Here is a 23,644-nt window from a genome sequence, read left to right as displayed (position 1 = left end):
TCAGGAACGGTCACATCAAGCGGGGATGCAAACATGGCGGGTACGGTCGAACAGAAGCTGGCGGCACAAGGTATCGTCGTGAACGAGCCGCGCACCCCCATGGCGAACTATGTCGGCTTCGTGCGCTCGGGAAACCTGCTGTTCGTCTCGGGCCAGGTCTGCGCCGACGCCGAAGGCAAGCTGATCGCCAAGGGCAAGCTCGGGGCCGGCGTCACGATCGAACAGGGATACGCCGCAGCGCAGGGCTGTGGCATCAACCTGCTGGCCCAGGTCAAGGCGGCGCTCGGCGATCTCGACAAGGTCGTGCGCGTGGTCAGGCTCGGCGGCTTCATCAATTCCGCGCCTGATTTTCTCGACGGGCCCAAGGTGCTCAACGGCGCCTCCGACCTGATGGTCACGGCATTTGGCGACAAGGGCCGGCACGCCCGCACCACGGTCGGCGTCGCTTCGCTCCCCTCGGATGCCGCCGTCGAGGTCGACGCGATCTTCGAAGTGTCCTGAAGCGGAACGGCTCTCGTGCGCGCGCCGGACTGGCTGACGGCACGGCCGGTCGCTCATCGCGGCCTGCATGATATTTCGCGTGGCATCGTCGAAAACATGCCGGCGGCCGCGCAGGCCGCCGTCGACGGCAATTTCGCCATCGAATGCGACATCCAGCTTTCGTCCGACGGCGAGGCGATGGTCCATCACGACAATGCGCTCGGCCGCCTCACCGACGGTTCGGGCTCGTTGCTCGGTATGACCGCGGCCGAACTCAAGGCCGTCAGTTTCAAGGATACGCCGGAACGGATGATGACGCTCGGCGATCTCTGCGCGCTGGTCGCCGGCCGCGTGCCGCTGGTGATCGAGGTGAAAAGCCATTTCGACGGCGATCGCCGGCTGGTGAAGCGGATGGGAGAGGTGCTGGCCTCCTATGACGGCCCCGCGGTCGGGATGTCCTTCGATCCGGATCAGGTGGTGGCATTGCGCGAACTGATCCCGGGCCGCGCCCGCGGCATCGTAGCCGAGCACGACTATACCGCCGAGGAGTGGCCGGAAGCGTCAGCGGAACAGCGCCGCGGCATGACGCATCTGCGTCACGCTTTTCGCACCCGGCCGCATTTCGTTGCCTATTGGGTGAATGAGTTGCCCGCGGCCGCGCCCTGGATCGCCCGCAACGTCTTAGGCCTGCCGTTGTTGGCCTGGACCGTGCGCACACCGGAGCAGCGTGCGCAGGCGGCGCGCTACGCCGACCAGATGATCTTCGAGGGGTTCCTGCCGGGAACCTGATGCTGTCAGCGCCACCTTGAACTCGCCTGCGCGATGCACGATCTTTGCAGGGCGTTGGTCGCCATGCGCGATGGCTGATCGCATGATGGGACCGGTTTGAATTTCTAGATGGCATCATCCGAAATCACCCTCGAAGCCGTCCCCTCCGTCAGCGACATCAAAGCTGCGGATTGGGACGCTTGCGCAAATCCGGCGGGCGACCCGAACGGCCTCGAAAACCTGGACACGCTGGCTCCGCGGAACGGCTCCTGCGCCGCTGCAAAGCCGGCCTATAACCCCTTCGTTTCCCACGCATTTTTTTCTGCCGCCGAGGCTTCCGGCTCGGCCTGCCCCCGCACCGGCTGGGGTCCTCGGCATCTGCTGGCACGGCTCGACGGCGAGATCGTCGGCGTCGTGCCCTGCTATCTGAAAGCCCATTCGCAAGGCGAATATGTCTTCGACCGCGGTTGGGCGGATGCTTATGAGCGCGCCGGCGGACGTTATTATCCCAAGCTGCAGGTCTCGGTGCCGTTTACGCCTGCCACCGGCCCCCGACTTCTGATCCGCGACGGCGTCGACCGCAAACAGATCGGCTCGGCGCTGGCGCGCGGCCTAATGGCGCTGTGCAACGCGACCAACGCCTCCTCCGTGCATGTGACCTTCGCCCGCGAGGCGGAAGCGAAGTTGTTGGGTCAGCATGGCTTCCTGCAACGGAACGACCAGCAGTTTCACTGGCACAACGAGGGCTATGGGACTTTCGAGGATTTTCTCACCTCGCTGAATTCGCGCCACCGCAAGGCGATCAAGCGCGAGCGACGCGAGGCGGTGGCCGCCGGCATCACCATCCACCGCTTGACTGGAGCCGATATCACCGAGGACGCGTGGGATGCGTTCTTCGCGTTCTATATGGAGACCGGCTCGCGCAAGTGGGGCCGCCCCTATCTCACGCGAAAATTCTTCTCGCTGATCGGCGAGAGCATGAGCCGCGACGTGCTCCTGGTGATGGCCAAACGAAACGGCCGCTGGATTGCGGGTGCCATCAATTTCATCGGATCGGACACGCTGTTCGGCCGCAATTGGGGCGCCGTCGAGCATCACCCGTTCCTGCATTTCGAGGTCTGCTACTATCAGGCGATCGATTTTGCGATCGACCGCGGCCTGAAGGTCGTCGAGGCCGGCGCGCAGGGCGAGCACAAGCTGGCCCGTGGCTACCTGCCGCAAACCACCTATTCCGCGCATTTCATCGCCGATCCCGATTTGCGCCGCGCGATTGCCGACTATCTGAAGCGCGAGCGCGCCTATGTGGCCGAGGTCGGACGGGAACTGACCGAGGCCGGCCCGTTCCGCAAGGCCGCCGACGAGGCTTGACCGGTTGAGCTGGCGACGTGAGATTTGAGATCAAACCTTGAGGGAAGAAGCCCATGGCCGCCTACGACGCCAATAACCCCTTCGCAAAAATCCTGCGCGGCGAGTTTCCCTGCCACAAGGTTTATGAGGACGACCATGTGCTGGCCTTCCTCGACATCATGCCGCGTTCGCCCGGCCACACGCTGGTGATCCCAAAAGTCCCTGCCCGCAACATCCTCGACATCACGCCCGACGATTACGCCCATGTCGCGCGCGCCACCCACAAGATCGCCGCAGCAGCTATGAAGGCCTTCAATGCCGACGGCATTACCGTGCAGCAATTCAACGAGCCCGCCGGCGGCCAGGTCGTGTTTCATTTGCACATGCACGTGATGCCGCGCCATGACGGCGTCGCCCTGCTACCGCCCGCCAGCCGCAAGGAAGACGTGAAAGTGCTGGAGGACAACGCGACCAAGCTGATGGCGGCGCTGGGGTAGTCGGGCGGTCTCACCCCGTCATTGCGAGCGCAGCGAAGCAATCCATTCTTTCTTTTCGCTGTGAGATGGATTGCTTCGCTTGCGCTCGCAATGACGGGGAGAAGCAATCACTCCCCCTCCACATCCCCGCCCTTTTGCTGCACCAGCGGCGAGAACTCGCAGCGGTCCGGCTTGACGTCGAGCAGCGGCGTCTCGTCGAGACAGTCGAGGCCGCGCACCAGGATTGCGTTGCCCTCGATGCCGACGAACTTCACGATCGAGGTGCCGATCGGATTGGGCCGCACCGGCGAGCGCAGCGAGAAGGTACCGCGGGTTTTCTGGTTGTTCTTCGGACTCTGCAGCACGAGATCGCGGCGCGAGTGATGCAGCCAATAGATCACTTCGAGATTTTCATAGAAGTCGACGCCCTTGATCGCAGGCACCCACGGCTCGAAAATCTCGAGCCGGCAGACCGGGCCGTCGCGGCGGCCCTGCCGCGGTGTCTCCAGCCGCGATTTCCAGGGCGTGCGGATGCGGCCGATGAACACCAGCCCGGCATCGCGGGCCGGCGGCATGTCGACGGTAACTTCGCCCTCGCGGAGCTTGGTATCCTGAACCATTGCCTAATCCAGTGAGATAGCACCGATCGCGTGCAACTTTTCTTGTCGGGCGGGACAGTACCGGATTATGGGTCCTGCAATCAACCGAGCCACCATTTGCCGGCCAGAAGGATGATCTCGCCCGAGACCACGCCGGCAAAGATCGAGCGTCGCGTCAGCATGAACACCGCAAAGCCTGCGGCTACAGCGCCATAGCGCAGCCAGTCCGGCACGCCCGCCAGCGCGCCCGGCGGCTGCATCAGGATTTGTGCGATGACGCCGGCGAGAATCGCGGTCGCCACCGCCCTCACCCACACCAGGACTTCCGAGCCCTCGTCGACGCCGGCGCCGAACCACAGCCCGGCCATCCGCCAGATCTCGTTGGGCACGAAGCCTGCAAGCACGAGCACCAATAGCGCGTGCGGGCTGCCGAAAAATTCGTTCATGCGCGCCCCCTCTCCCGCCACCAGTGCACGCCGTAGGCAATGCTGCCGGCGCTGATGCCGCTGATCAGGATGTCGACGCCGGTATGCAGCATCGACACCAGCGGAAACAACGAAAGCCCCAGCACCAGCGCCAGCACATCCGAGATCTGCTTGCAGTTGCGCGCCGTCGAAAGCAGGAACGCCAGCGGCGTCAGCAGCAGGATCGCCGCAGCAAACAGCGGCGGCAGCTTGGCGGCAAGTACGTAGCCAAACGTAGTCGCAACCATGCATACCGTGACCAGCCCACAGCCGAGGCCATGCGTGAACGCAATCCGCCGCTCGCGCGGCACTTTTGGCAGCAGCCGATAGCATTCGACCCAAAGCGTGACGGCGATGAAATGCGTCGCCAGCACGAGGTGGCGGCGCCCGGTCTTGGGCGTCTTCATCAGCGGCAACACCGATACCACCATCGGAAACAGCCGGATCGCACTCACCGTCACCGCAATCGCCGCCTGAACCGCGGTCGCCCCGGAGCCGAGCGTCGAGATCAGGATGATCTGCGCCGGACCAGCCCAGACCAGCAGCGTACTGCCGAGCACCCAGCCAAGGCTGAAATGGCTATCATGGGCCAGCGCGCCGATACCGAGATAGGTCGCAAACAGCACCAGCGTGAGCACGGTGGATGCGACAGAACTCACGCCCCATGCGAAGGCGCGAATGGGGCTTTTCCATTGGGGAGAGTCGAGTGGAGGCAGCGCCACGGATGACCGGATGGAGGTTTGAGTCGTCGCGCGGCATAGGGCTGGCGAAAGGGCCCTGCGTCAAGCAAGCGCCGCTCAGGGCGGCTATGCGATGAACGACAAATACACGTCGTCATTCCGGGGCGATGCGAAGCATCGAACTATGGTACGCAATTGCGCACCTGAGAATCTCGAGATTCCCCGATGCGCAATTGCGCATCTGAGGTCTGGTCCTTCGGACCATCCCGGAATGACGGAGCAAGTAAACTCAACCCGGCACGCCCCTGTTTCTCAGCACAAAGCACGCCCCGCCCGCCTTGCGGATGCGGTTGCAGAGGTCGTCGGCCTCGCCGCGTGTGTCGGCGCCGAAGCGCACCTGGTAGAACGTCGCCGGGCCGCGGCTGCGCAGGCGCGAGGCGAGGATAGAGGGGTCGCGATTGCCGATCGCGCTCGAAAGGCGCGAGACCGCGCGCCCATACATCGCAAGCGCCTTGTCGCGTGAAAAGCCGGCGGCGAGTTGCACGCCCCACACCTTCGCGGCGGCGAGCTTCACGCGCTGCTCCAGCCCAGCGATAAAAGGATTGGGCGCCTGTTTCAAAAGCGCCATCAATTCGCGGCAGCTCGATGTCGGGATTCGTTCGGGCTGCTTGCCGCTTCGTCCCGCCGCGGCCCACTCCTCAACCGTGGAGCCGGTAATGGCGATCACGTAGCTGCGGGTTTCCTGCGGCATCCCGCCAGTGCCGGCCAACCATTCCTGAACGCGCCGCGGGCCGGCATTGTACGCTGCGGCGGCGAGCCCGAGATTGCCGAACTGGTTGCGCAGCTCATCGAGAAACTCGGCCGACTTCGGCAGCGCCTGCACCGGATTGAAAGGATCGAGCAGGCCGCGTTCGTTCGCCGTTCCCGGCATGAACTGCGCAATGCCCTGCGCCCGCGCGCCGCTGCGCGTCACCGGCCCGACCGCATCGGACTGAAAGCGGCTCTCCTGCCAGATCACGCGCGCGAAGAACTCCAGCGGCAGGTCCGAGGCCCTCGCCGCCGACTCGATCATCAGGCACATCGCCTCGCGCGCCTCGCTCTCGCGCGCAGTAGCCGGCTTTTGGCTAGCTGTCGCGCCCGACCGGGTAGCCTCACCCGCGTCCTCGGCGAAGGCGTTCGCAACCGAGGACAAAAGCCACAGCGTGCACCATAGGGCGCGAAGAAATCGACCTCTTTGCATGGCAGTTCGCAATCCGGGAATGCGCATTGCGGTGGAAACGTGGTCAAACGATCATGGCTTGCAGGTGGATCCGCCGCCTCTCCGCTGCGCGCCGCCTTTTTTGCGTTGCAATTGCTCCGAAAGTCCCGCCATCGGAACCGCCGTTAATTTACGTTAACGCCGCATTTTGCGGCGGCCGGACTTTTACGGGCAACAAAGCGGGGTAAAAGTCTCCTCACTTTTTTGGGAGACTTCAATGCAGGACCGGCGCGAGAGCGTGCGCGACATGGTGATGTATGGCGGCGTCGCCGAGATCGGCGAACACGGCGCGACGCGCGAATGCATCGTCCGCAATATCTCCGATCACGGCGCGACAATCGAATTCAGCAATGGCATCCAGTTGCCGAAAGAGCAGCTCTCGCTGCGCATCGCGCGCAAGGGCCGCTCCTTCCTCGCCAGGGTCATCTGGTGGCGCGACAATTTCGTCGGTGTCGCATTCCATGGGCAAAGCCCTGCCGAGCCGGTCTCCGATCTTGAGGAGCGGCTGCGCAGAAGCGAGATCAAGAAGCGGCAGCTCCAGCGCCGGATCGACGAGTTGCTCAGCGAGCGCTGAGCGGGGCCTTGTGCGCAACACAATAGACGCCTTACGGTGCCGCGGCCCAACCACGGTATTGCTGGAGTTAGCATGTCTGCAAAACCGCCAGACGACCTGCCCGTCTATCGCCTGCTGACCGGCAAGGATGACGCTGCCTTCTGCCGGCGCGTTTCCGAGGCAATTGAGCTCGGATATGTGCTGTATGGCTCGCCTTCCGTGACGTTCAACGGCGAACACGTCGTGGCCGCCCAAGCGTTGGTTTGGCCGGGCAGTTAGGCATCAAAAAGCCGGCGGTCTTGCGACGCGCCGGCTCTTCGTTTGGGATTGAGCCCGCTTATACCTTGACCAGCGGCCCCTTCGACGCCGGCCCCTTGGAGCCGCCGCCTCCGTTCGGACCGCCCGGCTTCGGCTTGCGCTTGCGCGCTCCCGGCAGCTTCTCCGGCTTCGGCGTGACCGGACCCTCGACAAACTCGAAGCCGATCTTGTCCTTGCCCTCGGCGTCCGTGACCAGCACGACCCGGACATGGCCGCCGCCCTTGAGCTGACCGAACAGCACCTCGTCCGCCAACGGCTTCTTGATGTGCTCCTGGATCACGCGCGCCATCGGCCGCGCGCCCATCTGCTCGTCATAGCCATGCTCGATCAACCAAGCCTTGGCGGGCTCGGACAGCTCGATGGTGACATCGCGATCGGCGAGTTGCGCCTCGAGCTGCAGCACGAACTTCTCGACCACCATGCCGATGACATCGGCATTGAGATGGGCGAACGAGACGATCGCGTCCAGCCGGTTGCGGAATTCCGGGGCGAACTGCCGGTTGATCGCCTCGTGGTCGTCGCCTTCCCGCTTGTTGCGTGTGAAGCCGAAGGCCTGCCGCGCGAGGTCGGCGGCGCCCGCGTTGGTGGTCATGATCAGGATCACGTTGCGGAAATTGACCTGCTTGCCGTTGTGGTCGGTGAGCCGGCCGTGGTCCATGATCTGCAGCAGCACGTTGTAGAGATCAGGATGCGCCTTCTCGATTTCGTCGAGCAGCACCACGCAATGCGGATGCTGGTCCACGCCGTCGGTCAGAAGGCCGCCCTGGTCGAAGCCGACATAGCCGGGAGGCGCGCCGATCAGGCGCGACACCGTGTGCCGCTCCATGTATTCGGACATATCGAAGCGCAGCAATTCGACGCCGAGCGAGGCTGCAAGCTGCTTTGCCACTTCGGTCTTGCCGACGCCGGTCGGCCCGGAGAACAGGTATGAACCGATCGGCTTCTCCGGCTCACGCAGGCCGGCCCGCGCCAGCTTGATCGAGGCGGACAGCGACTCGATCGCCTTGTCCTGGCCGAACACCACGCGCTTCAGCGTCTGCTCGAGATGCTTCAGCACCTCGGCATCGTTCTTCGACACGCTCTTGGGCGGAATCCGCGCCATGGTCGCGATCGTGGTCTCGATTTCCTTGATGCCGATCGTCTTCTTGCGCCGGTTCTCGGCGACCAACATCTGCGCCGCACCCGACTCGTCGATCACGTCGATCGCCTTGTCCGGCAGCTTGCGGTCGTGGATGTAGCGCGACGACAATTGCACCGCCGCCTCGATCGCCTCATTGGTGTATTTCAGCCGGTGATAATCCTCGAAATAGGGCTTCAGCCCCTTCAGGATCGCAATCGCGTCTTCCACCGTCGGCTCGTTGACGTCGATCTTCTGGAACCGGCGCACGAGCGCGCGGTCCTTCTCGAAATGCTGACGGTATTCCTTGTAGGTCGTCGAACCCATGCAGCGGATCGTGCCGGAAGCCAGCGCCGGCTTCAGCAGGTTGGACGCGTCCATCGCGCCGCCGGAGGTGGCGCCGGCGCCGATCACGGTGTGGATTTCATCGATGAACAGGATGGCGTTCGGATGCGCTTCCAGTTCCTTCAAAACCTGCTTCAACCGCTCCTCGAAATCGCCGCGGTAGCGGGTGCCGGCCAGCAGCGTACCCATGTCGAGCGAGAACACGGTGGCGGCGGCCAGCACTTCCGGCACTTCGGAATCGACGATGCGCTTGGCGAGCCCTTCCGCAATCGCGGTCTTGCCGACGCCGGCCTCGCCCACGAACAGCGGATTGTTCTTCTGCCGGCGGCAGAGCACCTGGATGGCACGGTTGATCTCGGCATTGCGTCCGATCACCGGATCGATCTTGCCGTCCCGCGCCTTCTTGTTCAGGTTGACGCAATAGGTCTCGAGCGCTTCGCCCTTCTTCTTGGCGTCCTCGTTACCCTTGGTCTCGGTCTCCTCGTCGACGCCGCGCACCGGGCGCGCTTCGGAGACGCCGGGCCGCTTGGCGATGCCATGGCTGATGTAGTTGACCGCATCGTACCGCGTCATGTCCTGCTCCTGCAGGAAATAGGCGGCGTGACTTTCGCGCTCCGCGAAAATCGCGATCAGCACGTTGGCGCCGGTGACTTCCTCGCGCCCTGAGGACTGGACGTGTATCACCGCGCGCTGGATCACGCGCTGGAAACCGGCCGTCGGCTTGGCGTCATCGGCTCCGTCAGTCACCAGATTTTCGAATTCGGTCTCGAGATAATTGACGAGGCTGGTGCGCAGCTTGTCGAGATCGACGCTGCAGGCGCGCATCACCGCAGCCGCATCCGAGTCATCGATCAGCGACAGCAGAAGATGTTCGAGCGTCGCATATTGATGATGGCGCTCGTTTGCAATCGCCAATGCACGATGCAGGGATTGTTCAAGGCTTTGGGAAAAAGTTGGCATTCGCGTCCTCTATGGCCCCCGGTCATCATGATCGCCATTACCCGGTGAGGCAACAACAACCTTCGTCATCCCCTGTCATATAGTTACACACGATCGTGGCGAAAGACCGGTTCCGCAAGCGTGGTTTTCCTCTAAATTCGCGGCACCACGGCGGCGGCACGCGACCTCTCCCCCGAAAAAAGCTACCGGGAATACGGTCGGCGTCCATCAACACCGATCAAGGCAATCCCGTTCCTTATCTCCGGCCGGATCGAGAGCCACACGCGGCTATTTTTTTTCCATCACACATTGCAGCGGGTGCTGGTGCTTGCGCGCAAAATCCATCACCTGCGTGACCTTGGTCTCGGCAATCTCGTAGGTGAACACGCCGCACTCACCGATTCCGTGGTGATGGACATGAAGCATGATCTTGGTGGCCGCTTCGGCGTCCTTCTGGAAGAACTTCTCCAGCACATGAACGACGAACTCCATCGGCGTGTAGTCGTCGTTCAGAATAAGGACGCGATAGAGGTTCGGACGCTTGGTCTTCGGCTTGACCTTGGTGATGACCGACGTCGATGGTCCGCCGGTTCCGGCGTTGCGGTTCTCGTCATTGCTCATTCGGGGAGCAGAAGATGACTTTGCCGGCACGGACGGACAAGCTTTGAAGGTTGGCTGCAACATGGCTCGGGCGTTCGAAATTCCAAAAGGGATGACCGGAGAGCGCATCCTGGCCCACACGCGATCGGCTCTGACGTGAGCCATCGCCTGGTACCCAGTAACGCTTATTCCAGATCGCCGCTCCCGGTCCGACCCGTTGGCCGGATCGGCACCTGGAATATGGGTCCGCCCCCGGATCGCCGCAAGCGCATTGATGTTGCCTGCCACGTCCTGCGACCGGCCCGATTCCCGGCTCGGCTATCCGGAGCAAGGTTAATCGTTTCTGCCGGATTTGACAAAGGATCCGGACCGCCGGTTTTGCGGCCATTGAGGGTAGCCGGCGCTTTTGGAAGCCCGATCGAGCAGGGCTTGACCCGCTTTTAGCGGAGCCGCCGGGGCGGAAAGTCTGCGGACCCCACATTGTGGGTCGATCAAGGCGAGCTGCACGGCCGCCTCCGGCAACAGGTCGGCGAGCCCAGTCAACAGCTCGGACGCGGACGTGCTTCTTGGGTTCCTTCACCCAGGTCGGACCATAATGGACCTTTCCGCACGCGAGCCGGGCCTTGAGTTGGGGTCCTTGCAATCGTCAGAGCGCTCGATGGTTGGCTCAACGTAAGCTAGCGCGTAGACGTGCATAGCCAGGAGCGGCGACATGAATAGGAGCGCTCCGAGCACCATTGCAGGCATATTCATGTCAACTTCACTCTAGCGCTGTAGCTCAGCCTGATGATGGAAGCATCAAGACGTCATGTAGGGCATTCGGTGCGCAGGGCTAGATTAGTGAAATCCGAGGTCGATTTCCTGACCAAGCCGTTCGATGGAAAGACGGTGCTCCGGTGCCTGGCGGCGGCATTGGAGGGTCATGGCGGGGAGATAATCGGACAGTACCGTGACCCCTGATGCTGATGGGCCGGGATAGCTCCGAGGCCGTCACCGAATATCCATGTCCCGTGAGCGATCGAGACGAGCAGCATGAATTCCATTCGAACGCTGCTTGCTGCATTCGGGTTCGGGCTCACCTTCGCGTTGCCGTTGTTCGCGGTACACCTTTACGCGGGATGTTCATCGTACCGACGATCGAGCGCTCCGACGATAGCAAAGACCCGAAGTCTCGGCCCGGCTCGAGAGCGCAGATATCGATCGTGCAGCCCGCTTGAAAAGCGTCGATTGATCGCTGGCGGAACGCGCTCTAGAACACAGGATCGGTGGGGTTGGGGATGAAACGAATTCTTGCGATCGGAAGCGCCGTCGCAGCCTTGAGCTGGTCTCCTGTCAATGCGGCTGACCTGCCACTGCAAGCGCCGGCACTGAGGACGCTGTATGACTGGACCGGATTCTACGTCGGCGGTCACGTCGGCTATGGCGATGCGAGCTTCGGGCCCGGCACCAATCCTCTGCCCGAACAAGCCGTGTTCTTTCCGCATAGCGCCACCGGCCTGATCGGCGGTTATCAACTCGGCTACAACAGGCAGCTCGCAAACCGTGTCGTCCTCGGCATCGAAGCGGATGCGACCTTCACCAGTCCCCTGGATGTCCCTGCCCTGACGGCGGCGCCCTTTCACACCACGATCAACTATGTCGGAACGATCCGCGGCCGCGTCGGCTATGCGTTCGACCGCATCATGCCCTACGTCACCGGCGGCTTCGCCTGGGGGCATACCCATATCAACGTCAACGATATCGATGGCAACGCCTTGTTTCCGGTCGGCCGCTATCATGCCGGCTGGACCACGGGACTTGGCGTCGAATTCGCGCTGAGCGGCAACTGGAGCGCCAAGGCGGAGTACGAATATGTCGGCCTCTCCCGCCAAGCCTACGACCTGAGCGAGTTCGGGCTGCCCAATGTCAACGTCGATCCGCGCGTTCATCTGCTCAAGTTCGGCCTGAACTACCATTTCGGCGACACGCCGTGGATGGCGCCCGCCAGCAGCAAGCCGCGGCTGCCGGAATCCAGCGACTGGAACGTCCATGCACAGACGACGTTTCTGCCTCAAGGCTATGGTCCCATCCGCTCGCCCTATGCCAGTCCCCTCAGCCTGCCCGGCAGCGGCCAGTTGCAGGCGACCTGGACCACGACGGCTTTCCTGGGCGTCCGGCTTTGGGAGGGCGGCGAATTCTATTTCAACCCTGAGCTTGCTCAGGGCTCCGGTCTCAACGGCACGCTGGGCCTTGCCGGCTTCTCGAATGGCGAAGCGCAGAAGGCCGGCGCGCCGTTTCCAAAACTCCGTCCGCAGCGCTACTACTTCAAGCAGACCTTCGGCCTCGGCGGTGAGCAGGAAGAAGTTGCCGACGGACCGAACCAGCTTCCGGGCAAGCGCGATATCGACCGCATCACTGTGGTTGTGGGCCGCTTCGCCGTCGGCGACTTCTTTGACGGCAACGCGTATGCAAAGGACCCGCGCCTGGACTTCATGAACTGGGCGATGTGGGCGTCGGCGGCCTACGATTTCCCCGCCGACCTGCCCGGCTATACGCGCGGCGCGGTGGTCGAGTTCAACCGCAAGGAATGGGCGGTGCGCGCCGGCCTGTTCCAGGTGCCGTCGGCGCCCAACAGCGATGTTCTGACCTTCAAGACTGGCGGCACGGTGGTCGAGTTCGAAGAGCGCCACACCATCTTCGATCAACCCGGCAAGCTGCGCGTCGGTGCATTCGCAAACAACGGCAACACGGCCAACTATCGCGAGGTCCTGGCGCTCGCTGCAGCAAATCCCGCGCTCGATATCAACGATATCGTCGGCGCGAACCAGCGTGGCCGTGGCAAATACGGCTTCTACGTCAATCTCGAGCAGCAGCTCGTCAACGATGTCGGGCTGTTCGTGCGTGCGAGCTGGAACGATGGACAAAACCAGATCCTGTCCTTCACCGACATTGACCGCAGCCTTTCGGGCGGCCTGTCGATCAAGGGCAGCTACTGGGGTCGGCCGAACGATACGATCGGTATCGGCGGCGCCGTCAACGGGCTTTCCGCCGCGCACCGCGATTTCCTCGCCGCCGGCGGCACTGGTCTTCTGATCGGCGACGGACAACTCAATTACAGTCCCGAACGGATCTTCGAGGCCTATTACTCCTGGAAGCTAAACACCTGGACGGCGCTGACCTTCGACTACCAGTTCATTACAAACCCCGCCTACAACGCCGATCGCGGGCCGGTCTCGATCTTCTCGGGCCGTCTGCACGCCGAGTTCTAGCCACAGGCGGGCTGATGTTTGGCCCAGCTCAAGACCATCGTTTCGTCGGGTCGCTACGCCGAGCTGTTTGCCTATGACGAACAGTCCGAGACGTTCAGCCTGGAGAACCCGCAATAGCTCGGGCAGGCTTCGTTGCCCCCCAGAGGAATGACCGTCCCTGTCCGTCGGTAGCGAGCGCCGAACGCGCGGCGTGCCCTACGCTTGCAATGATGGTGACGCCGTGAAATCGGCGACGCAAATACTGCAAGAAAAAACCCGGCCGTCGTGGCCGGGCTTCGTCTTGGAAGTTCTTGCTCGAATGAGCGATAAACGCGAGCCGTTAGTGCGCGGCCGGGGTGAACTTCGCGACCAGCCCTTCGTAGGGCTTGTAGGCCTGCTTGGCAAGGTCGGTGTAGAGGCCGGCAATCTTCTGCGACTCCGCGACGAAGGTTTCGTAGGAAGAACGCGCAAATTCGGTCTGGGCTTCGAGCGCCTTGTCCAGCGACTTCACGCCGGAGAGCTTTTCGACAAACGACTTGGTGTCTTCGAACGATTTCTTGGCGTAGTCGCCATAAGCGGTGGCGATCGCCTGAACGCCGCTCTGCACGTTGGTTGCGGAAACGGCAACCGATTCGAGATGCTCTTTGCCGTAGTTCTGAATGTCTTCAATTTTGACCATCATGGAGTCCTTTCCCAGACTGAGCGTTCCTATTGCCGGGAGGTCCCGGCTCCCTGACCACAGCGTCCCTATATGTGCACCGCACAATAAAGTCAAGGAATCTTGTGCGGCGCACAAATATGGTCAATTAACGGAGAACCCCGGAGTCTTACGCAACGGTTAATTAATCTTTTGGAAACTCGCTCCGCCTAACCTGATTCCTGGACTTGTTCGTCTTCCGGCAGACGGCCCGAAAGCTGTTTGTGAACAGCATCTTAGCTAGAACAGCGACCTGATCGGCCACTCCAGCCTCGCGTCATGGCCGGACCGGCGCTTCGAACGGGGAACCATCAGCGGCTGGTGGGGCACAATTTTGCCTCACGAGCCGGTGATCAAGACAGAAATTGGGACGGGGAAATAAATGCTTCGTACAACCTTGGCTTCCTCGCGCGCATTGCGAATGTGCGCCCTCGGACTGGTTACCTTCACGACAGCAATACTGATCTCGAGTGAGAGCGCAGAGGCGCGCCGCTCCAAGCACCGTCGCCACCATCACGTCGCGCGCGAAAGCTATAGCCCGCAATTCTCCTCCATCATTGTCGACGGCAATTCAGGCGCGGTGCTCGCCTCCAACAATCCCGACGGCATCCGGCGCCCCGCGTCGCTGACCAAGATCATGACGCTCTATCTGCTGTTCGAGCGCCTGGAATCCGGCAAGATGAAGCTCGACACCGAGATGGAAGTCTCCGAACACGCCTCCGAGCAGGCGCCGACCAAGCTCGGCCTGCGCCCGGGCCAGACCCTGAAGGTCGAGGACGCCATCAAGGGTCTTGTGACGCGTTCCGCCAATGACGCCGCCGTCGTGGTCGCCGAAGCGATTGCCGGCGATGAAGCCGAATTCGCCAGGCTGATGACGCGCAAGGCGCGCGCGCTCGGCATGAGCAAAACCACCTATCGCAACGCCTCCGGCCTGCCCAACGACGAGCAACTGACCACCGCGCGCGATCAGGCGACCCTCGGCCGCGCCATCCAGGACCGCTTCCCGCGCTACTACCGCTACTTCGCGACCACAGTGTTCAATTATCGGGGACAATCGATCCGCAATCACAATCGCCTGCTCGGCAATGTCGAAGGCGTCGATGGCATCAAGACCGGCTACACCCGCGCGTCCGGCTTCAACCTCGTAAGCTCGATGCGCCGCGGCAACCGCCACCTGATCGGCGTGGTGCTGGGTGGCCGCAGCGGCGGTTCGCGCGATGCCACCATGCGCAACCTGCTGGCCGAAAACCTCGAGAAGGGCGCGACCAAGCGCACCGTCGTTGCGATCACCGAGCGCAATCCCGCTGACGGCAGCGTCGATGTCGCCGCAGCCGAGACCGTTGCGCGTCCGGCCGAAGCGGCTCACTCCGGCGGCGCCGCCGCCGAACCCGGGCTCGCCGCCATGCCGGCAACCCGCTCGATCGCGCCGGCCAAGCCGTCGCTGATGGCGGCCGCCGCCGCTGCCCTGCCTCCGGCGCCCGCCAAGGTCGAACAGAACAAGTTCGAGCAGCAAGTCAGGCCTGAACCCGCACCATTGACCAACGGCGTCATCCAGACCCAGGCGATATCAGCGATCCCCGGCTCGGCTGAGCCGATGAAGCCGGTCAAGGTCAAGACGGTTCAGGTCAAGGCCGGGCCGATGAAGCTCGCTTCAGCCGGCCCCTCGCAGCCCGCGGCGCCGCCGATCACCAACGCCATTCCGGCTCGCCCTGAAATGGCCGAGACCTCCAGCGCCGTCGTCGCAAAGGTCGCGGAGACCAAGGCCGAAGCCGCCAGGGTCGCGATGCCGCCGCAGCCGGCCAATCACGGTACCGGACAAGGCGTGCTCGGCGTGTTGCCCGCTTCCAGCCTGACACAGCCCCCCTCGCAAGCCGCGCACTCGCAGGTGCTGGCCTATGCCGATCCGGCGCCCCACGCCCAGCCGCCGGCCATGCAGCAGAACAGCGCCGCCAAGCCGGCCACGCCGGCGGTGGTCCGCACCGGCTGGATCATTCAGGTTGGTGCGCTCGAAAGCGAAAGCGAGGCCAAGCAGCGGATTGATCTCGCCCGCACCAAGGCCAGTGCCCTGCTCAGCAAGGCCGATCCCTTCACCGAGCCCGTGGTCGCCAAGGACAACCGCACGCTCTACCGGGCCCGCTTCGCCGGTCTCGATCGCGATCAGGCCGAAGCGGTTTGCAAGACCCTCAAGCGCGCCGACATTTCCTGCATGACCGTTCGCAACTGATCCGGACGTTTCCTTGAATTTGGCAAAGCCGGCGCCGCAAGCGCCGGCTTTGTTGTTTTCCAAACACAGTCGCGGCGGCTCTCGCGAGATCACACCCAAGGCGGCCCGCGAAAACTTCTCGTCAAGAATTTCCGGTTAGATTTCCCTGCAATGAACGATCGACCACGCCGGACAACGGCGGGCGATATGGGGCGTCAGTCAGAGAACGGCATGGAAGCAACTCGCGGTTTGTAGCGTCAGTGGCGTGAGCCGGAGTTAGCTGGAATGCGTGCGAAGAAGAGTATCCTTGGCCTCGTTTACGCGGGCAGCGAGGTACGTCGAGCCCCCTTGGTCGGGATGCAGTTTCTTCATCAGGGCGCGGTGAGCCCGGCTGATGTCGTCACGCCCCGCCCCCGGCTGCAGGCCAAGGATCTGATAGGCTTCCTCGTCCGTCATTTTTCCGCTCGCCGCCGTGCGACGCTGCCCCCCTGCCGCATCGCTTTGCGCGTTCTGACGCCAAGCGGGAAACCGGCGGTCAAGATAGCTTTCAAGTAGGGCGACGCTCTCGGCGTCGAAGGCCGGTATCATTGCGATCAATTGCGGCAGGTCGAACTCGCCGAGCGAACGCCCGGCATTCGGCCCGTCCACGATCCGCCCCGACAGCTCGCCGCTGTCGTGATCGAGACTCATGTCGAGAAACTGCGAGCGGACGCGCGAGGCCTGCCCCGACGAACGCTGCGCGCCGCCGAAGATCCCGCCGATATTGCTGAAGCCGCCCGGCCCGAACGGCGACCAGCCGAGCAGGCCGGCGCCGAAGATGCCGAGCGGAATTGCCACCGCAAGCTCGCCGCGTAGTCCGGTGAAAGCCGCGACCGCCAGCGCCACCACGCCGCCCACGATCTTGATCGCGCGCGCGAGCACGACCGGGTTGGCTGCACGAAACATCTGCAGCAGCAAGTACAGAACGACAACGGCGACGACGCCGGCAATCAGGGTTGCCATGGCTCTAATATAGCGGCACTGGCGCCGAAAAGCATGACGTTGGGCTTGGTCATAACCAAAATCGTAATCACTTCATCTGGCCGATCAGTGCGGCCGCGCCGCTTGTGGTCTTCGACAGCCGCAGCAGCGCTTCGCGCCCGCCAGCGGCGTAGGCTGCGGCGGCGCGCAGCAACTCGCGCAGCTGCGCCGCGGCACCGGGGTCGAACCTACACCATGCGCCGCCGGTGAGCCGCGCAATCTCCCGGAACGCCTGCTCGGCGGTCGGATCGTGGCCTTCCTGGAACATGAACACGGGCACCTTGAGCAGGCCGAGCTCGCCGGCCTTGGCGCAGAGGTCGTCGACGGACTCCTCCATGGCATCGCCGACAAACACCATGGCGCGCACGCCGGACGCCACCGCCTCGCGGCGCGCTTCCGACAGCACCTTGCCGATCTGGGTATTGCCGCCCCGGCAATCGATCTTGCCCATCAACCGTGCCAGTCGCGCAGAATCGGAGATCCAGCCCGTGGCGCGGCATTCGTTGAAGCCGCGGTAATACACCAGCCTGATATCGAGGCTGCCGAGCGAGGCGGCCTCGCGAAACATGTCGGCCTGCAGCGCGCAGGCCATATCCCAGGTCGGCTGCCGGCTCATGGTGGCGTCGAGCGCAAAGACCAGCCTTCCCCTGGCGTCCGGCCGGTGTGGCGACATCGCGCGCGCTTTCGCCACGAAAGCTGCGATGTCCTCCGACGCCGACGGCTTGGTCTCGGGCAACGGGCCGCCTTTGCGCGCCTCGGCTCTTGCCGAAGCAACATCGCCTGCCGATTTGGGTTTGGTGGGTTCGCCGGCCATAAGCGCTCGCGGATAACAGCGAGCTTTATGTGGGACGTGGCCGACAGCGGGTCAATGCGCCGGCCCGTGACGCAGCCGCAAATGCACGATGGCGGTCAGTCGCCTAGTTCGTAACCGGCTTGTTCTTCGGCGGCGGATTGCTGGCCAACGGGGTTGAGAGCGGCACCGGTCCCGGGCTGCTGGTCAGAACGTCCGGCACCTTCGTCGGCACGGGCTTCAACACGCCGCTCCTGTCGGACTCGTCGAGGAATCTGTCGAGCATCGACTGGATCGAGGATTTGGCGGCGTCAGGCCCGGTGTCGCGCATGTCGTTGTGTTGGAAGCCGGTGTTCACGACGGTGATGCCGGCCTGCTCGCACTGCTCATCGTCAGGCACGACGCCGGGGTCCGCCTTGAAGTGCGTGTCCTGGGAGCGGAACGACAGGATCTTGAACTTGCCGTCGGTCAGGAACGGCACGCGCAAATTGTCCAGTGTCACGACTTTCTTGATCTCGTCGGGATACTGCTTGGCGAAATACATCGAGATATCGCCGCCCATCGAATGACCGACCATGGTCACCTTGTCATAGTCGGCATTGGACTGGATCTTCTTCATTTCGTGGAGGGCGAAATGGATGTTGGCAACGCCGCGCTGAATCTGCGGCAGACGGCCGACATAGGGTTCGCCGATCTTGGTCACCATCGGCGGATCGGTCGGCAGATCGTGCTGCGGGCTGACCGCAAGATAGCCGCGCCAAGCGAACACCGTCGACAGGAACGAATACTCGGTGTTCTTGACGGTGTTGCCGTGATTGAGGACCGCAACCGGCAGCTTGATCAAGCCGGCATTGGCCTGCATTTCCTTGTCGCGGCGAACGGCGATGCTGACCGCCACCAGACGGTTGTCGCGGACGGGATCATGAAACGCGATTGTCTCGTGCCGGATCGCCCACTTGTTCGCGGTGAAATACGCGACAGCGACCAGCACGGAGAGTGAAAGCAGAACGAGAATTCCACGTTTCATATTTGTCTTCGTCCTCGCGCCCCGCTAGGGGCTCAACCCTGTTTGAGACTCTTTCGGTCCCTTGTTGATGATATATGTCACGATGGCGTGACATAAAGGCCAAATGTTGTGTATTGACCGCCTGATCATTGTGCGACGCACCCATCCATTGGGCAGCCGCTCAGTTCCACAAATTCGGCCTCTTTTTTACTACGACGTCTCCTTTCAAGCTTCGGTTCGAGCATCCGATAAAAGTCTAATGAAAACGGCGTAATGCAGGACCGGTTCCCGGGAACCCGCTGCGTCATGACGCATCACGGTGCGTTAATACCGGAAACGGGTCCCAAAGGTATCTTAAACCGTCGTGTAGATGACAAGCTTCAAGGCCGGGTCGTCATTGGCCTGGAAACTCGCATACTCCAGTTTGAGCCGACCCTTTTTGGGATGGATCAAGGATTTCCGTCCTGCCGCGACGCCGCTGACGTCATGGGCCTCCCACCAGCCAATAAATTCCGGACAGCCTTCGCGCAGTCGCGCCAGCAGGTCGCGAAAGGCTGGATCGCCGGCCCACAAGTCATGCGTCGCCCTGAACTGGGCAATCATGCGCTGCGCCTCATCCGTCCACCGACCAGCCGCGATAGGCTGAGCCGGCTGCCGATGGAGGATCAGGCGCTGATGATGTCGCCGATGATGTCGTGGACTTCGAGCGGCTTGTCGACCTGGGTGAACCATTCAGCGCGGTTGGCGGCGCGGCGGCGGCCACGCTCGTCGAGCGGCAGCTTGAGCTGGCGCAACAGGCTGGTCACTTCCTCGCGCGCCGTGACATGGCCCATGCTGGGCCGGGTGCCGAGGGTAGCCTCGTCGATGTTGTCCAGGGCCGTCAGTCCGCGCGGGAAGAATTCGCGGTAGACCACCCGCTCGGCGAATCCATCGATGGAACGGAAGCCGAGCCGCAGCGAAAGGTCCTTCAGGCTGTCGGCTACGAGCTGCTTGTTGCGCGATCCGATCATCGACAGGCGGTTGCGCACCACGATCCAGTCGGTGGTGGCGCCGTCGAGCTGGCGGCGCTTGCGCCTGGTGTCGCGCACCATCTCCGCATAATGGCTCTCGCCGGTTACCGTGTAGGTTGCAGGATCGACGGTGCCGAGCACGTCGAAGTCGAGGAAGCTGTCGTTGATCGGGGTCACCAGCGTGTCGGCCATCGAATGCGCCAGCCGCATCAGATAGGAGTCCGAACCGGGCGTATCGATGACGATGAAGTCGAAAGCGCGCTCGACCGTGCCGACCGCCGCCGCGAACTGCTGGAACTCGGAGTTTTCATTGTCGGCGATCTGCATCGTCTCGCCGAGCTTAATGCAATAGTGCACGGGGATTTCGAGATCGAGACCGGTGCGTCGGGCCCACGCGCTCCGGTTGGCGATGTAGCGGGTAAAACTCTGTTGGCGGCAGTCGAGGTCGATGGTGGCGACGCGCTGCCCGGCCTTCAGCAGGGCAACAGCGATATGCAGGGCGGTGGTGGATTTTCCGGAACCGCCCTTCTCGTTGCCAAGCACGACGACATGCGCCGAACCAAATTGACCCTGACTCGCCTGAAGCAACATGATTCAACCCCCGCACGATATCTTCAAATCACAGCGCGGCTGCGGTCAAGTGAAATGCGTGACGACGCATTCAATTCGCTCGCGGTGTGTCTTAATCATGAATCCGATGGTGCGGATTTCGTTCCGTTGCAGCGATCTGCTCGCAGCCTTTTCGATCAGCGCGGCAGACACATCTAGCTTTCGCGTTTGAGCTGCCGCAGGTTTGTTGAGCTGCCGCAGGCTTGCCATTCCCGAGTAACCTTGGCGGCAAAGCTCTGGCCTTATAAGGTCGGCGTGCCCGCCGAAAGTATCGGGGCCACCGGCCCCCTCACCCCGTCACAAGTTGCAAGAGATCGAGGCCAGATGTCGCGAAGTCCCATGGTCGTCCGTGCCGTTCCCGCATTGCGCCGCGCCGTCGAGGCCTTGCGCGCCCGCAAGGCCGCCGTCGCGCTGGTGCCGACCATGGGTGCGCTTCATGACGGACACATGTCGCTGGTCCGGCTTGCCAAGCGTCGCGCACAGAAAGTCGTCGTCTCGATCTTCGTTAACCCGACGCAATTCGCGCCGACGGAGGATTTCGGCTCATACCCGCGCACCTGGAAGGCCGACCTCGCTAAACTCGCCGCCGAGAAGATCGACCTGGTCTGGAATCCGGACGTCAAGGCGATGTACCCGGACGGCTTCGCCACAAGGATCGTGCCGGAAGGTCCGGCCACCGCCGGGCTCGAGGATCGTTTCCGGCCGCATTTCTTCGGCGGCGTCGCCACCGTGGTTGCCAAGCTGTTCACGCAGGTCCGGCCGGACGTCGCGATCTTCGGCGAGAAGGACTTTCAGCAACTGCGGGTGGTGACGCAGATGACCGCCGATCTTGACCTCGGCGTCAAGGTGATCGGCTCGCGCACCGTGCGGGAGCGCGACGGGCTGGCGATGTCCTCGCGCAACGTCTACCTCTCGGCCGAGGAACGGCAGACGGCACCGACGCTCCATCGCGCCATGAAGGAAAGCGCCAAACGGCTGAAGGCCGGCGAGGATTTCGAGGCCGCGATGGCGGCCGGCCGCGAACTGATCACCGCCGCCGGGTTCGCGCTGGACTATTTCGAGGCCCGTCACGCCGGGACGCTGGCGCCGATCGCATCGATCAAAGAAGGACCGGTGCGGATCCTCGTCGCCGCGAAGCTCGGCACGACCCGGTTGATCGATAACATCGGCGTCTAGGATGTAGCTACAGCCCCGGTCAGAGCAGTCCCAGATCGCGCAATTCGCGCCGCATCGGTTCGGGCATCGCGGCGACGCTGGCGGCGGAGGATTTGGTGAGGTCCGGGGGTGCTGCGTCCTCGGTCAAATAGCGCCAACCCTGGAACGGGCGCATCGGCCGCGGCGAGACTGCAAACACCTTGGGCTGCATCACCAGGCGGCACCGCCCGATACCGTCCTTGTCGCGGAACGGTTCGATCGCGATGATCTTTTCGCGGGCGGCGATTTCACCCTTGATGACCCAGTAGAGCGAGCCGCCGGCGAGGATCTCGCCGTCGCGCTTCGGCGTCATCCGCGTGATGTGAACGTGACGGAGCGGCAGGCCCTTCTTCCTGGCGGTTGCCATGCGTTCGGCAACCCACCCCTTGAGTTCTTTGACCGACTCGCAGCCAACGGCAAGCTTGATGAGATGAAGCGGCATGACCCCGTCGATGTAGCGGCCCAGGCGCGCTTTGAAAAGATCACTCCTTGTGGAGATCACTGCTCGTTGTCGGCAGCCCCCGAAGCCGACGGCGCGAGTTGGACCGGCGCCGCGGTGGACGGCCGCTTCGGCGCCGGCGGCGGCTTCTTGGCAGCGAGTGCGGGCGAAGGCGCGGGCGACGGCGGTGTCGCCGCGGCCGGTCGCGGCGCGGCTGGCGATGCCGGCGCAGCAGTGGCCGATGGCGATGGCTTCGCCGGCGGCTCGGGCGTCATGATGCTAACCGGCGGAGTAGAGGCCGAGGTCGGGAATTCAGCATTGGTCGGCTTCCCCGTCGGCTGGGACGGCGGTAGCGCCGCCATCATGCCGGCCGCAGTCTGCGGCGGCGCGTTCCACGACGCCGCGTGGCGCATGACCAGGCTTTCGTAGACACGGTCTTCCATGTTGGCCGCGACCTGGCGCGTGTCGGTCAGCGAACGGAACGCGCGGCAGGCGGCCGGCGTACAGCGGTCACGCACCGTCAGCACATAGGCCATCAACCCGTAACGGTCGCGCTCGACGGCGCGGCGCAGCGCCAGCAAATCGGAGCCGGCCCCATTATTCGCGGTGGCGACATCGCCCAGCGAGGTCAACAGCGTGATCTGCGAGGCGGCGTAGGCGACCGCCGCCGCCACCGACTCCGCCGAACCGAACAGTGCCTTCTCGCATGCGGCGAGGACGGCATCACCGGCAAGCTCGTCGATACAGGAAAGCTGCGGCAATGCCGCTGTGGCCGTCAGAACCGGCCGAGCCTCCGCCGGCTGAACCGCGTTTGCCGTGCCGAACCCGCGGAAGGTCACGGCTCCCGCGACGCCGATCGCAAGCAGCGTCATGAGCGCCAGCACGCCGTTGGCCACGGATCTCTCCGAGCGCAGCAGCGTGATCAGAACGACAAGCCCAACAAAGCCGGCCGTGGCCAGCGTCAGGTACAGTGGAAGGTTCGACGAGCGCCAGATCTGATCCAGCGAAGCAGCCCAGGCCCAGTTCATGCGCAAATGTCCCTCAACGCAGCATCAAACGCGATCGAAAGGCGAATGCGTCTTTATCGCATTCGCTTTTCGGCAGAATGGTTCTGCGAACGGGGCCTTTTGACGGCGCTTTGAATGAAACTCCGTCAGCCGGCTGCTTGCGCACAACTGTTTCAGGAAATCGCGAGCTGGCTTTCCTTGGCGACCCGTTCGAAAGCTTCGGTCGAGCTTTTGATGCGATACTGGCAGTCGTCGCCATCAGTCGGCAGCAGCCGGATCACCTCATAGGTGCCGCTGGCGGCCGGACGGGCCACGTTGCTGGCAGTAAAATAGACAGTCTCTCCAACGGAGTACTTATGCTTCAACGCCCTCTCCATTACGCAAGAACGCCGGCCGCGCTCACGGTCCCGCTAGCTTTCGGCCGACTTGAGAACCCTGCGGCAACCTAGCACAGGCCATCGCCTAAAAGCCAGCGGCATCGAGGCATGGCAAATGCGC

Annotated in this window: 25 protein-coding genes and 1 pseudogene; 10 read left to right on the top strand and 16 right to left on the bottom strand. The window is 63.2% G+C overall.

Features of this window, described 5'->3' with window-relative positions; translation table 11 throughout:
• Positions 1–33: 33 nt before the first annotated feature.
• From KJQ96_RS09710 to KJQ96_RS09695, 4 genes are all read left to right on the top strand, one after another.
• On the top strand, positions 34–501 hold the full coding sequence (locus KJQ96_RS09710; protein ID WP_213286420.1) for a RidA family protein: 468 nt from the start codon (positions 34–36) through the stop codon (positions 499–501).
• A gap of 15 nt (positions 502–516) precedes the next feature.
• Positions 517–1,269: a glycerophosphodiester phosphodiesterase gene (locus KJQ96_RS09705; RefSeq protein WP_213286419.1), complete on the top strand. Its 753-nt coding sequence runs from the start codon at positions 517–519 to the stop codon at positions 1,267–1,269.
• A gap of 108 nt (positions 1,270–1,377) precedes the next feature.
• On the top strand, positions 1,378–2,616 hold the full coding sequence (locus tag KJQ96_RS09700; RefSeq protein ID WP_213286418.1) for a GNAT family N-acetyltransferase: 1,239 nt from the start codon (positions 1,378–1,380) through the stop codon (positions 2,614–2,616).
• A gap of 53 nt (positions 2,617–2,669) precedes the next feature.
• Entirely contained in the window at positions 2,670–3,092 is a 423-nt protein-coding gene (locus KJQ96_RS09695) for an HIT family protein (RefSeq protein WP_213286417.1), read from the top strand.
• Positions 3,093–3,199: 107 nt separating this feature from the next.
• Here KJQ96_RS09695 and tsaA read toward each other — a convergent pair whose 3' ends face one another.
• From tsaA to KJQ96_RS09675, 4 genes are all read right to left on the bottom strand, one after another.
• On the bottom strand, positions 3,200–3,691 hold the full coding sequence (tsaA, locus tag KJQ96_RS09690; protein ID WP_213286416.1) for a tRNA (N6-threonylcarbamoyladenosine(37)-N6)-methyltransferase TrmO: 492 nt from the start codon (positions 3,689–3,691) through the stop codon (positions 3,200–3,202).
• Positions 3,692–3,771: 80 nt separating this feature from the next.
• Positions 3,772–4,116 (bottom strand): AzlD domain-containing protein, encoded by a 345-nt coding sequence (locus KJQ96_RS09685; protein WP_213286415.1) that lies wholly within the window; start codon positions 4,114–4,116, stop codon positions 3,772–3,774.
• Positions 4,113–4,856: an AzlC family ABC transporter permease gene (locus tag KJQ96_RS09680; RefSeq protein ID WP_213286414.1), complete on the bottom strand. Its 744-nt coding sequence runs from the start codon at positions 4,854–4,856 to the stop codon at positions 4,113–4,115. Before KJQ96_RS09680 ends, KJQ96_RS09685 begins: the two co-directional genes overlap by 4 nt.
• A gap of 247 nt (positions 4,857–5,103) precedes the next feature.
• Positions 5,104–6,054, bottom strand: a complete 951-nt coding sequence (locus KJQ96_RS09675) for a lytic transglycosylase domain-containing protein (RefSeq protein ID WP_213286413.1) — start codon at positions 6,052–6,054, stop codon at positions 5,104–5,106.
• Positions 6,055–6,289: 235 nt separating this feature from the next.
• On the opposite strand from KJQ96_RS09675, the gene KJQ96_RS09670 reads away from it, so the two are divergent.
• Positions 6,290–6,646, top strand: a complete 357-nt coding sequence (locus tag KJQ96_RS09670; RefSeq protein ID WP_213286412.1) for a PilZ domain-containing protein — start codon at positions 6,290–6,292, stop codon at positions 6,644–6,646.
• A 72-nt stretch (positions 6,647–6,718) separates the two neighbouring features.
• Positions 6,719–6,904, top strand: a complete 186-nt coding sequence (locus KJQ96_RS09665; protein WP_375293155.1) for a DUF1737 domain-containing protein — start codon at positions 6,719–6,721, stop codon at positions 6,902–6,904.
• A gap of 58 nt (positions 6,905–6,962) precedes the next feature.
• Here KJQ96_RS09665 and clpA read toward each other — a convergent pair whose 3' ends face one another.
• Both clpA and clpS read right to left on the bottom strand, forming a co-directional pair.
• On the bottom strand, positions 6,963–9,365 hold the full coding sequence (clpA, locus tag KJQ96_RS09660) for an ATP-dependent Clp protease ATP-binding subunit ClpA (protein ID WP_213286411.1): 2,403 nt from the start codon (positions 9,363–9,365) through the stop codon (positions 6,963–6,965).
• Positions 9,366–9,632: 267 nt separating this feature from the next.
• Complete coding sequence (gene clpS, locus KJQ96_RS09655; RefSeq protein ID WP_028345585.1) at positions 9,633–9,965, bottom strand: ATP-dependent Clp protease adapter ClpS; 333 nt, start codon at positions 9,963–9,965, stop codon at positions 9,633–9,635.
• 1,256 nt (positions 9,966–11,221) lie between these two features.
• Between clpS and KJQ96_RS09650 the strand changes: the two genes are divergently transcribed.
• Both KJQ96_RS09650 and KJQ96_RS09645 read left to right on the top strand, forming a co-directional pair.
• Complete coding sequence (locus tag KJQ96_RS09650) at positions 11,222–13,192, top strand: carbohydrate porin (RefSeq protein WP_213286410.1); 1,971 nt, start codon at positions 11,222–11,224, stop codon at positions 13,190–13,192.
• A gap of 27 nt (positions 13,193–13,219) precedes the next feature.
• Positions 13,220–13,309 (top strand): annotated as a pseudogene (locus KJQ96_RS09645) (nitrate ABC transporter ATP-binding protein); the annotation flags it as partial.
• A gap of 202 nt (positions 13,310–13,511) precedes the next feature.
• Here the strand turns inward: KJQ96_RS09645 and KJQ96_RS09640 are convergent.
• Entirely contained in the window at positions 13,512–13,850 is a 339-nt protein-coding gene (locus tag KJQ96_RS09640) for a phasin family protein (protein WP_213286571.1), read from the bottom strand.
• Positions 13,851–14,250: 400 nt separating this feature from the next.
• On the opposite strand from KJQ96_RS09640, the gene KJQ96_RS09635 reads away from it, so the two are divergent.
• A complete protein-coding gene (locus KJQ96_RS09635; protein ID WP_213286409.1) occupies positions 14,251–16,092 on the top strand; it encodes a D-alanyl-D-alanine carboxypeptidase in 1,842 nt (613 codons plus the stop codon).
• Positions 16,093–16,347: 255 nt separating this feature from the next.
• Here KJQ96_RS09635 and KJQ96_RS09630 read toward each other — a convergent pair whose 3' ends face one another.
• The 6 genes from KJQ96_RS09630 to KJQ96_RS09605 all read right to left on the bottom strand — a co-directional run bounded on the left by KJQ96_RS09630 (position 16,348) and on the right by KJQ96_RS09605 (position 20,716).
• Positions 16,348–17,073, bottom strand: coding sequence for a DnaJ domain-containing protein (locus tag KJQ96_RS09630; RefSeq protein WP_213286408.1), 726 nt, complete (start codon positions 17,071–17,073; stop codon positions 16,348–16,350).
• Between the two features lie 67 nt (positions 17,074–17,140).
• Positions 17,141–17,905 carry a VWA domain-containing protein gene (locus KJQ96_RS09625; protein WP_213286407.1) on the bottom strand — a complete coding sequence of 255 codons (765 nt, stop codon included), beginning with the start codon at positions 17,903–17,905 and terminating at the stop codon, positions 17,141–17,143.
• Between the two features lie 103 nt (positions 17,906–18,008).
• Positions 18,009–18,908 carry an alpha/beta fold hydrolase gene (locus tag KJQ96_RS09620; protein WP_213286406.1) on the bottom strand — a complete coding sequence of 300 codons (900 nt, stop codon included), beginning with the start codon at positions 18,906–18,908 and terminating at the stop codon, positions 18,009–18,011.
• Between the two features lie 333 nt (positions 18,909–19,241).
• Positions 19,242–19,619 carry a hypothetical protein gene (locus tag KJQ96_RS09615; protein WP_213286405.1) on the bottom strand — a complete coding sequence of 126 codons (378 nt, stop codon included), beginning with the start codon at positions 19,617–19,619 and terminating at the stop codon, positions 19,242–19,244.
• Entirely contained in the window at positions 19,553–20,488 is a 936-nt protein-coding gene (locus KJQ96_RS09610; protein ID WP_213286404.1) for a division plane positioning ATPase MipZ, read from the bottom strand. Before KJQ96_RS09610 ends, KJQ96_RS09615 begins: the two co-directional genes overlap by 67 nt.
• A gap of 45 nt (positions 20,489–20,533) precedes the next feature.
• Positions 20,534–20,716, bottom strand: a complete 183-nt coding sequence (locus tag KJQ96_RS09605; protein WP_213286403.1) for a hypothetical protein — start codon at positions 20,714–20,716, stop codon at positions 20,534–20,536.
• A 114-nt stretch (positions 20,717–20,830) separates the two neighbouring features.
• Here KJQ96_RS09605 and panC point away from each other — a divergent pair, with 114 nt between their 5' ends.
• Positions 20,831–21,682 (top strand): pantoate--beta-alanine ligase, encoded by an 852-nt coding sequence (gene panC / locus KJQ96_RS09600; protein WP_213286402.1) that lies wholly within the window; start codon positions 20,831–20,833, stop codon positions 21,680–21,682.
• A gap of 19 nt (positions 21,683–21,701) precedes the next feature.
• On the opposite strand, the gene KJQ96_RS09595 is transcribed toward panC, so the two are convergent.
• The 3 genes from KJQ96_RS09595 to KJQ96_RS09585 all read right to left on the bottom strand — a co-directional run bounded on the left by KJQ96_RS09595 (position 21,702) and on the right by KJQ96_RS09585 (position 23,523).
• On the bottom strand, positions 21,702–22,142 hold the full coding sequence (locus KJQ96_RS09595; protein ID WP_213286401.1) for a DUF1489 family protein: 441 nt from the start codon (positions 22,140–22,142) through the stop codon (positions 21,702–21,704).
• Between the two features lie 56 nt (positions 22,143–22,198).
• Positions 22,199–23,167 carry a hypothetical protein gene (locus KJQ96_RS09590; protein ID WP_213286400.1) on the bottom strand — a complete coding sequence of 323 codons (969 nt, stop codon included), beginning with the start codon at positions 23,165–23,167 and terminating at the stop codon, positions 22,199–22,201.
• Between the two features lie 152 nt (positions 23,168–23,319).
• Positions 23,320–23,523 (bottom strand): hypothetical protein, encoded by a 204-nt coding sequence (locus KJQ96_RS09585; protein ID WP_108517906.1) that lies wholly within the window; start codon positions 23,521–23,523, stop codon positions 23,320–23,322.
• Between the last annotated feature and the right edge of the window lie 121 nt (positions 23,524–23,644).

Source organism: Bradyrhizobium sp. sGM-13 (assembly GCF_018398875.1).
Taxonomy (GTDB): domain Bacteria; phylum Pseudomonadota; class Alphaproteobacteria; order Rhizobiales; family Xanthobacteraceae; genus Bradyrhizobium.
Note: the sequence above shows the minus strand (reverse complement) of the source record. Positions and strands in the feature narration are given on the sequence as shown.

Bases quoted from the DNA above. Each gene is read 5' to 3' on its own strand.
- KJQ96_RS09710 (WP_213286420.1), top strand. From the start codon at position 34: ATGGCGGGTACGGTCGAACAGAAGCTGGCGGCACAAGGTATCGTCGTG.
- KJQ96_RS09700 (WP_213286418.1), top strand. From the start codon at position 1,378: ATGGCATCATCCGAAATCACCCTCGAAGCCGTCCCCTCCGTCAGCGAC.
- KJQ96_RS09695 (WP_213286417.1), top strand. From the start codon at position 2,670: ATGGCCGCCTACGACGCCAATAACCCCTTCGCAAAAATCCTGCGCGGC.
- tsaA (WP_213286416.1), bottom strand. From the start codon at position 3,691: ATGGTTCAGGATACCAAGCTCCGCGAGGGCGAAGTTACCGTCGACATG.
- KJQ96_RS09685 (WP_213286415.1), bottom strand. From the start codon at position 4,116: ATGAACGAATTTTTCGGCAGCCCGCACGCGCTATTGGTGCTCGTGCTT.
- KJQ96_RS09675 (WP_213286413.1), bottom strand. From the start codon at position 6,054: ATGCAAAGAGGTCGATTTCTTCGCGCCCTATGGTGCACGCTGTGGCTT.
- KJQ96_RS09670 (WP_213286412.1), top strand. From the start codon at position 6,290: ATGCAGGACCGGCGCGAGAGCGTGCGCGACATGGTGATGTATGGCGGC.
- KJQ96_RS09665 (WP_375293155.1), top strand. From the start codon at position 6,719: ATGTCTGCAAAACCGCCAGACGACCTGCCCGTCTATCGCCTGCTGACC.
- clpA (WP_213286411.1), bottom strand. From the start codon at position 9,365: ATGCCAACTTTTTCCCAAAGCCTTGAACAATCCCTGCATCGTGCATTG.
- clpS (WP_028345585.1), bottom strand. From the start codon at position 9,965: ATGAGCAATGACGAGAACCGCAACGCCGGAACCGGCGGACCATCGACG.
- KJQ96_RS09650 (WP_213286410.1), top strand. From the start codon at position 11,222: ATGAAACGAATTCTTGCGATCGGAAGCGCCGTCGCAGCCTTGAGCTGG.
- KJQ96_RS09640 (WP_213286571.1), bottom strand. From the start codon at position 13,850: ATGGTCAAAATTGAAGACATTCAGAACTACGGCAAAGAGCATCTCGAA.
- KJQ96_RS09635 (WP_213286409.1), top strand. From the start codon at position 14,251: ATGCTTCGTACAACCTTGGCTTCCTCGCGCGCATTGCGAATGTGCGCC.
- KJQ96_RS09630 (WP_213286408.1), bottom strand. From the start codon at position 17,073: ATGGCAACCCTGATTGCCGGCGTCGTCGCCGTTGTCGTTCTGTACTTG.
- KJQ96_RS09625 (WP_213286407.1), bottom strand. From the start codon at position 17,905: ATGGCCGGCGAACCCACCAAACCCAAATCGGCAGGCGATGTTGCTTCG.
- KJQ96_RS09620 (WP_213286406.1), bottom strand. From the start codon at position 18,908: ATGAAACGTGGAATTCTCGTTCTGCTTTCACTCTCCGTGCTGGTCGCT.
- KJQ96_RS09615 (WP_213286405.1), bottom strand. From the start codon at position 19,619: ATGGTTCACCCAGGTCGACAAGCCGCTCGAAGTCCACGACATCATCGG.
- KJQ96_RS09610 (WP_213286404.1), bottom strand. From the start codon at position 20,488: ATGTTGCTTCAGGCGAGTCAGGGTCAATTTGGTTCGGCGCATGTCGTC.
- KJQ96_RS09605 (WP_213286403.1), bottom strand. From the start codon at position 20,716: ATGGCAAGCCTGCGGCAGCTCAACAAACCTGCGGCAGCTCAAACGCGA.
- panC (WP_213286402.1), top strand. From the start codon at position 20,831: ATGTCGCGAAGTCCCATGGTCGTCCGTGCCGTTCCCGCATTGCGCCGC.
- KJQ96_RS09595 (WP_213286401.1), bottom strand. From the start codon at position 22,142: ATGCCGCTTCATCTCATCAAGCTTGCCGTTGGCTGCGAGTCGGTCAAA.
- KJQ96_RS09590 (WP_213286400.1), bottom strand. From the start codon at position 23,167: ATGAACTGGGCCTGGGCTGCTTCGCTGGATCAGATCTGGCGCTCGTCG.
- KJQ96_RS09585 (WP_108517906.1), bottom strand. From the start codon at position 23,523: ATGGAGAGGGCGTTGAAGCATAAGTACTCCGTTGGAGAGACTGTCTAT.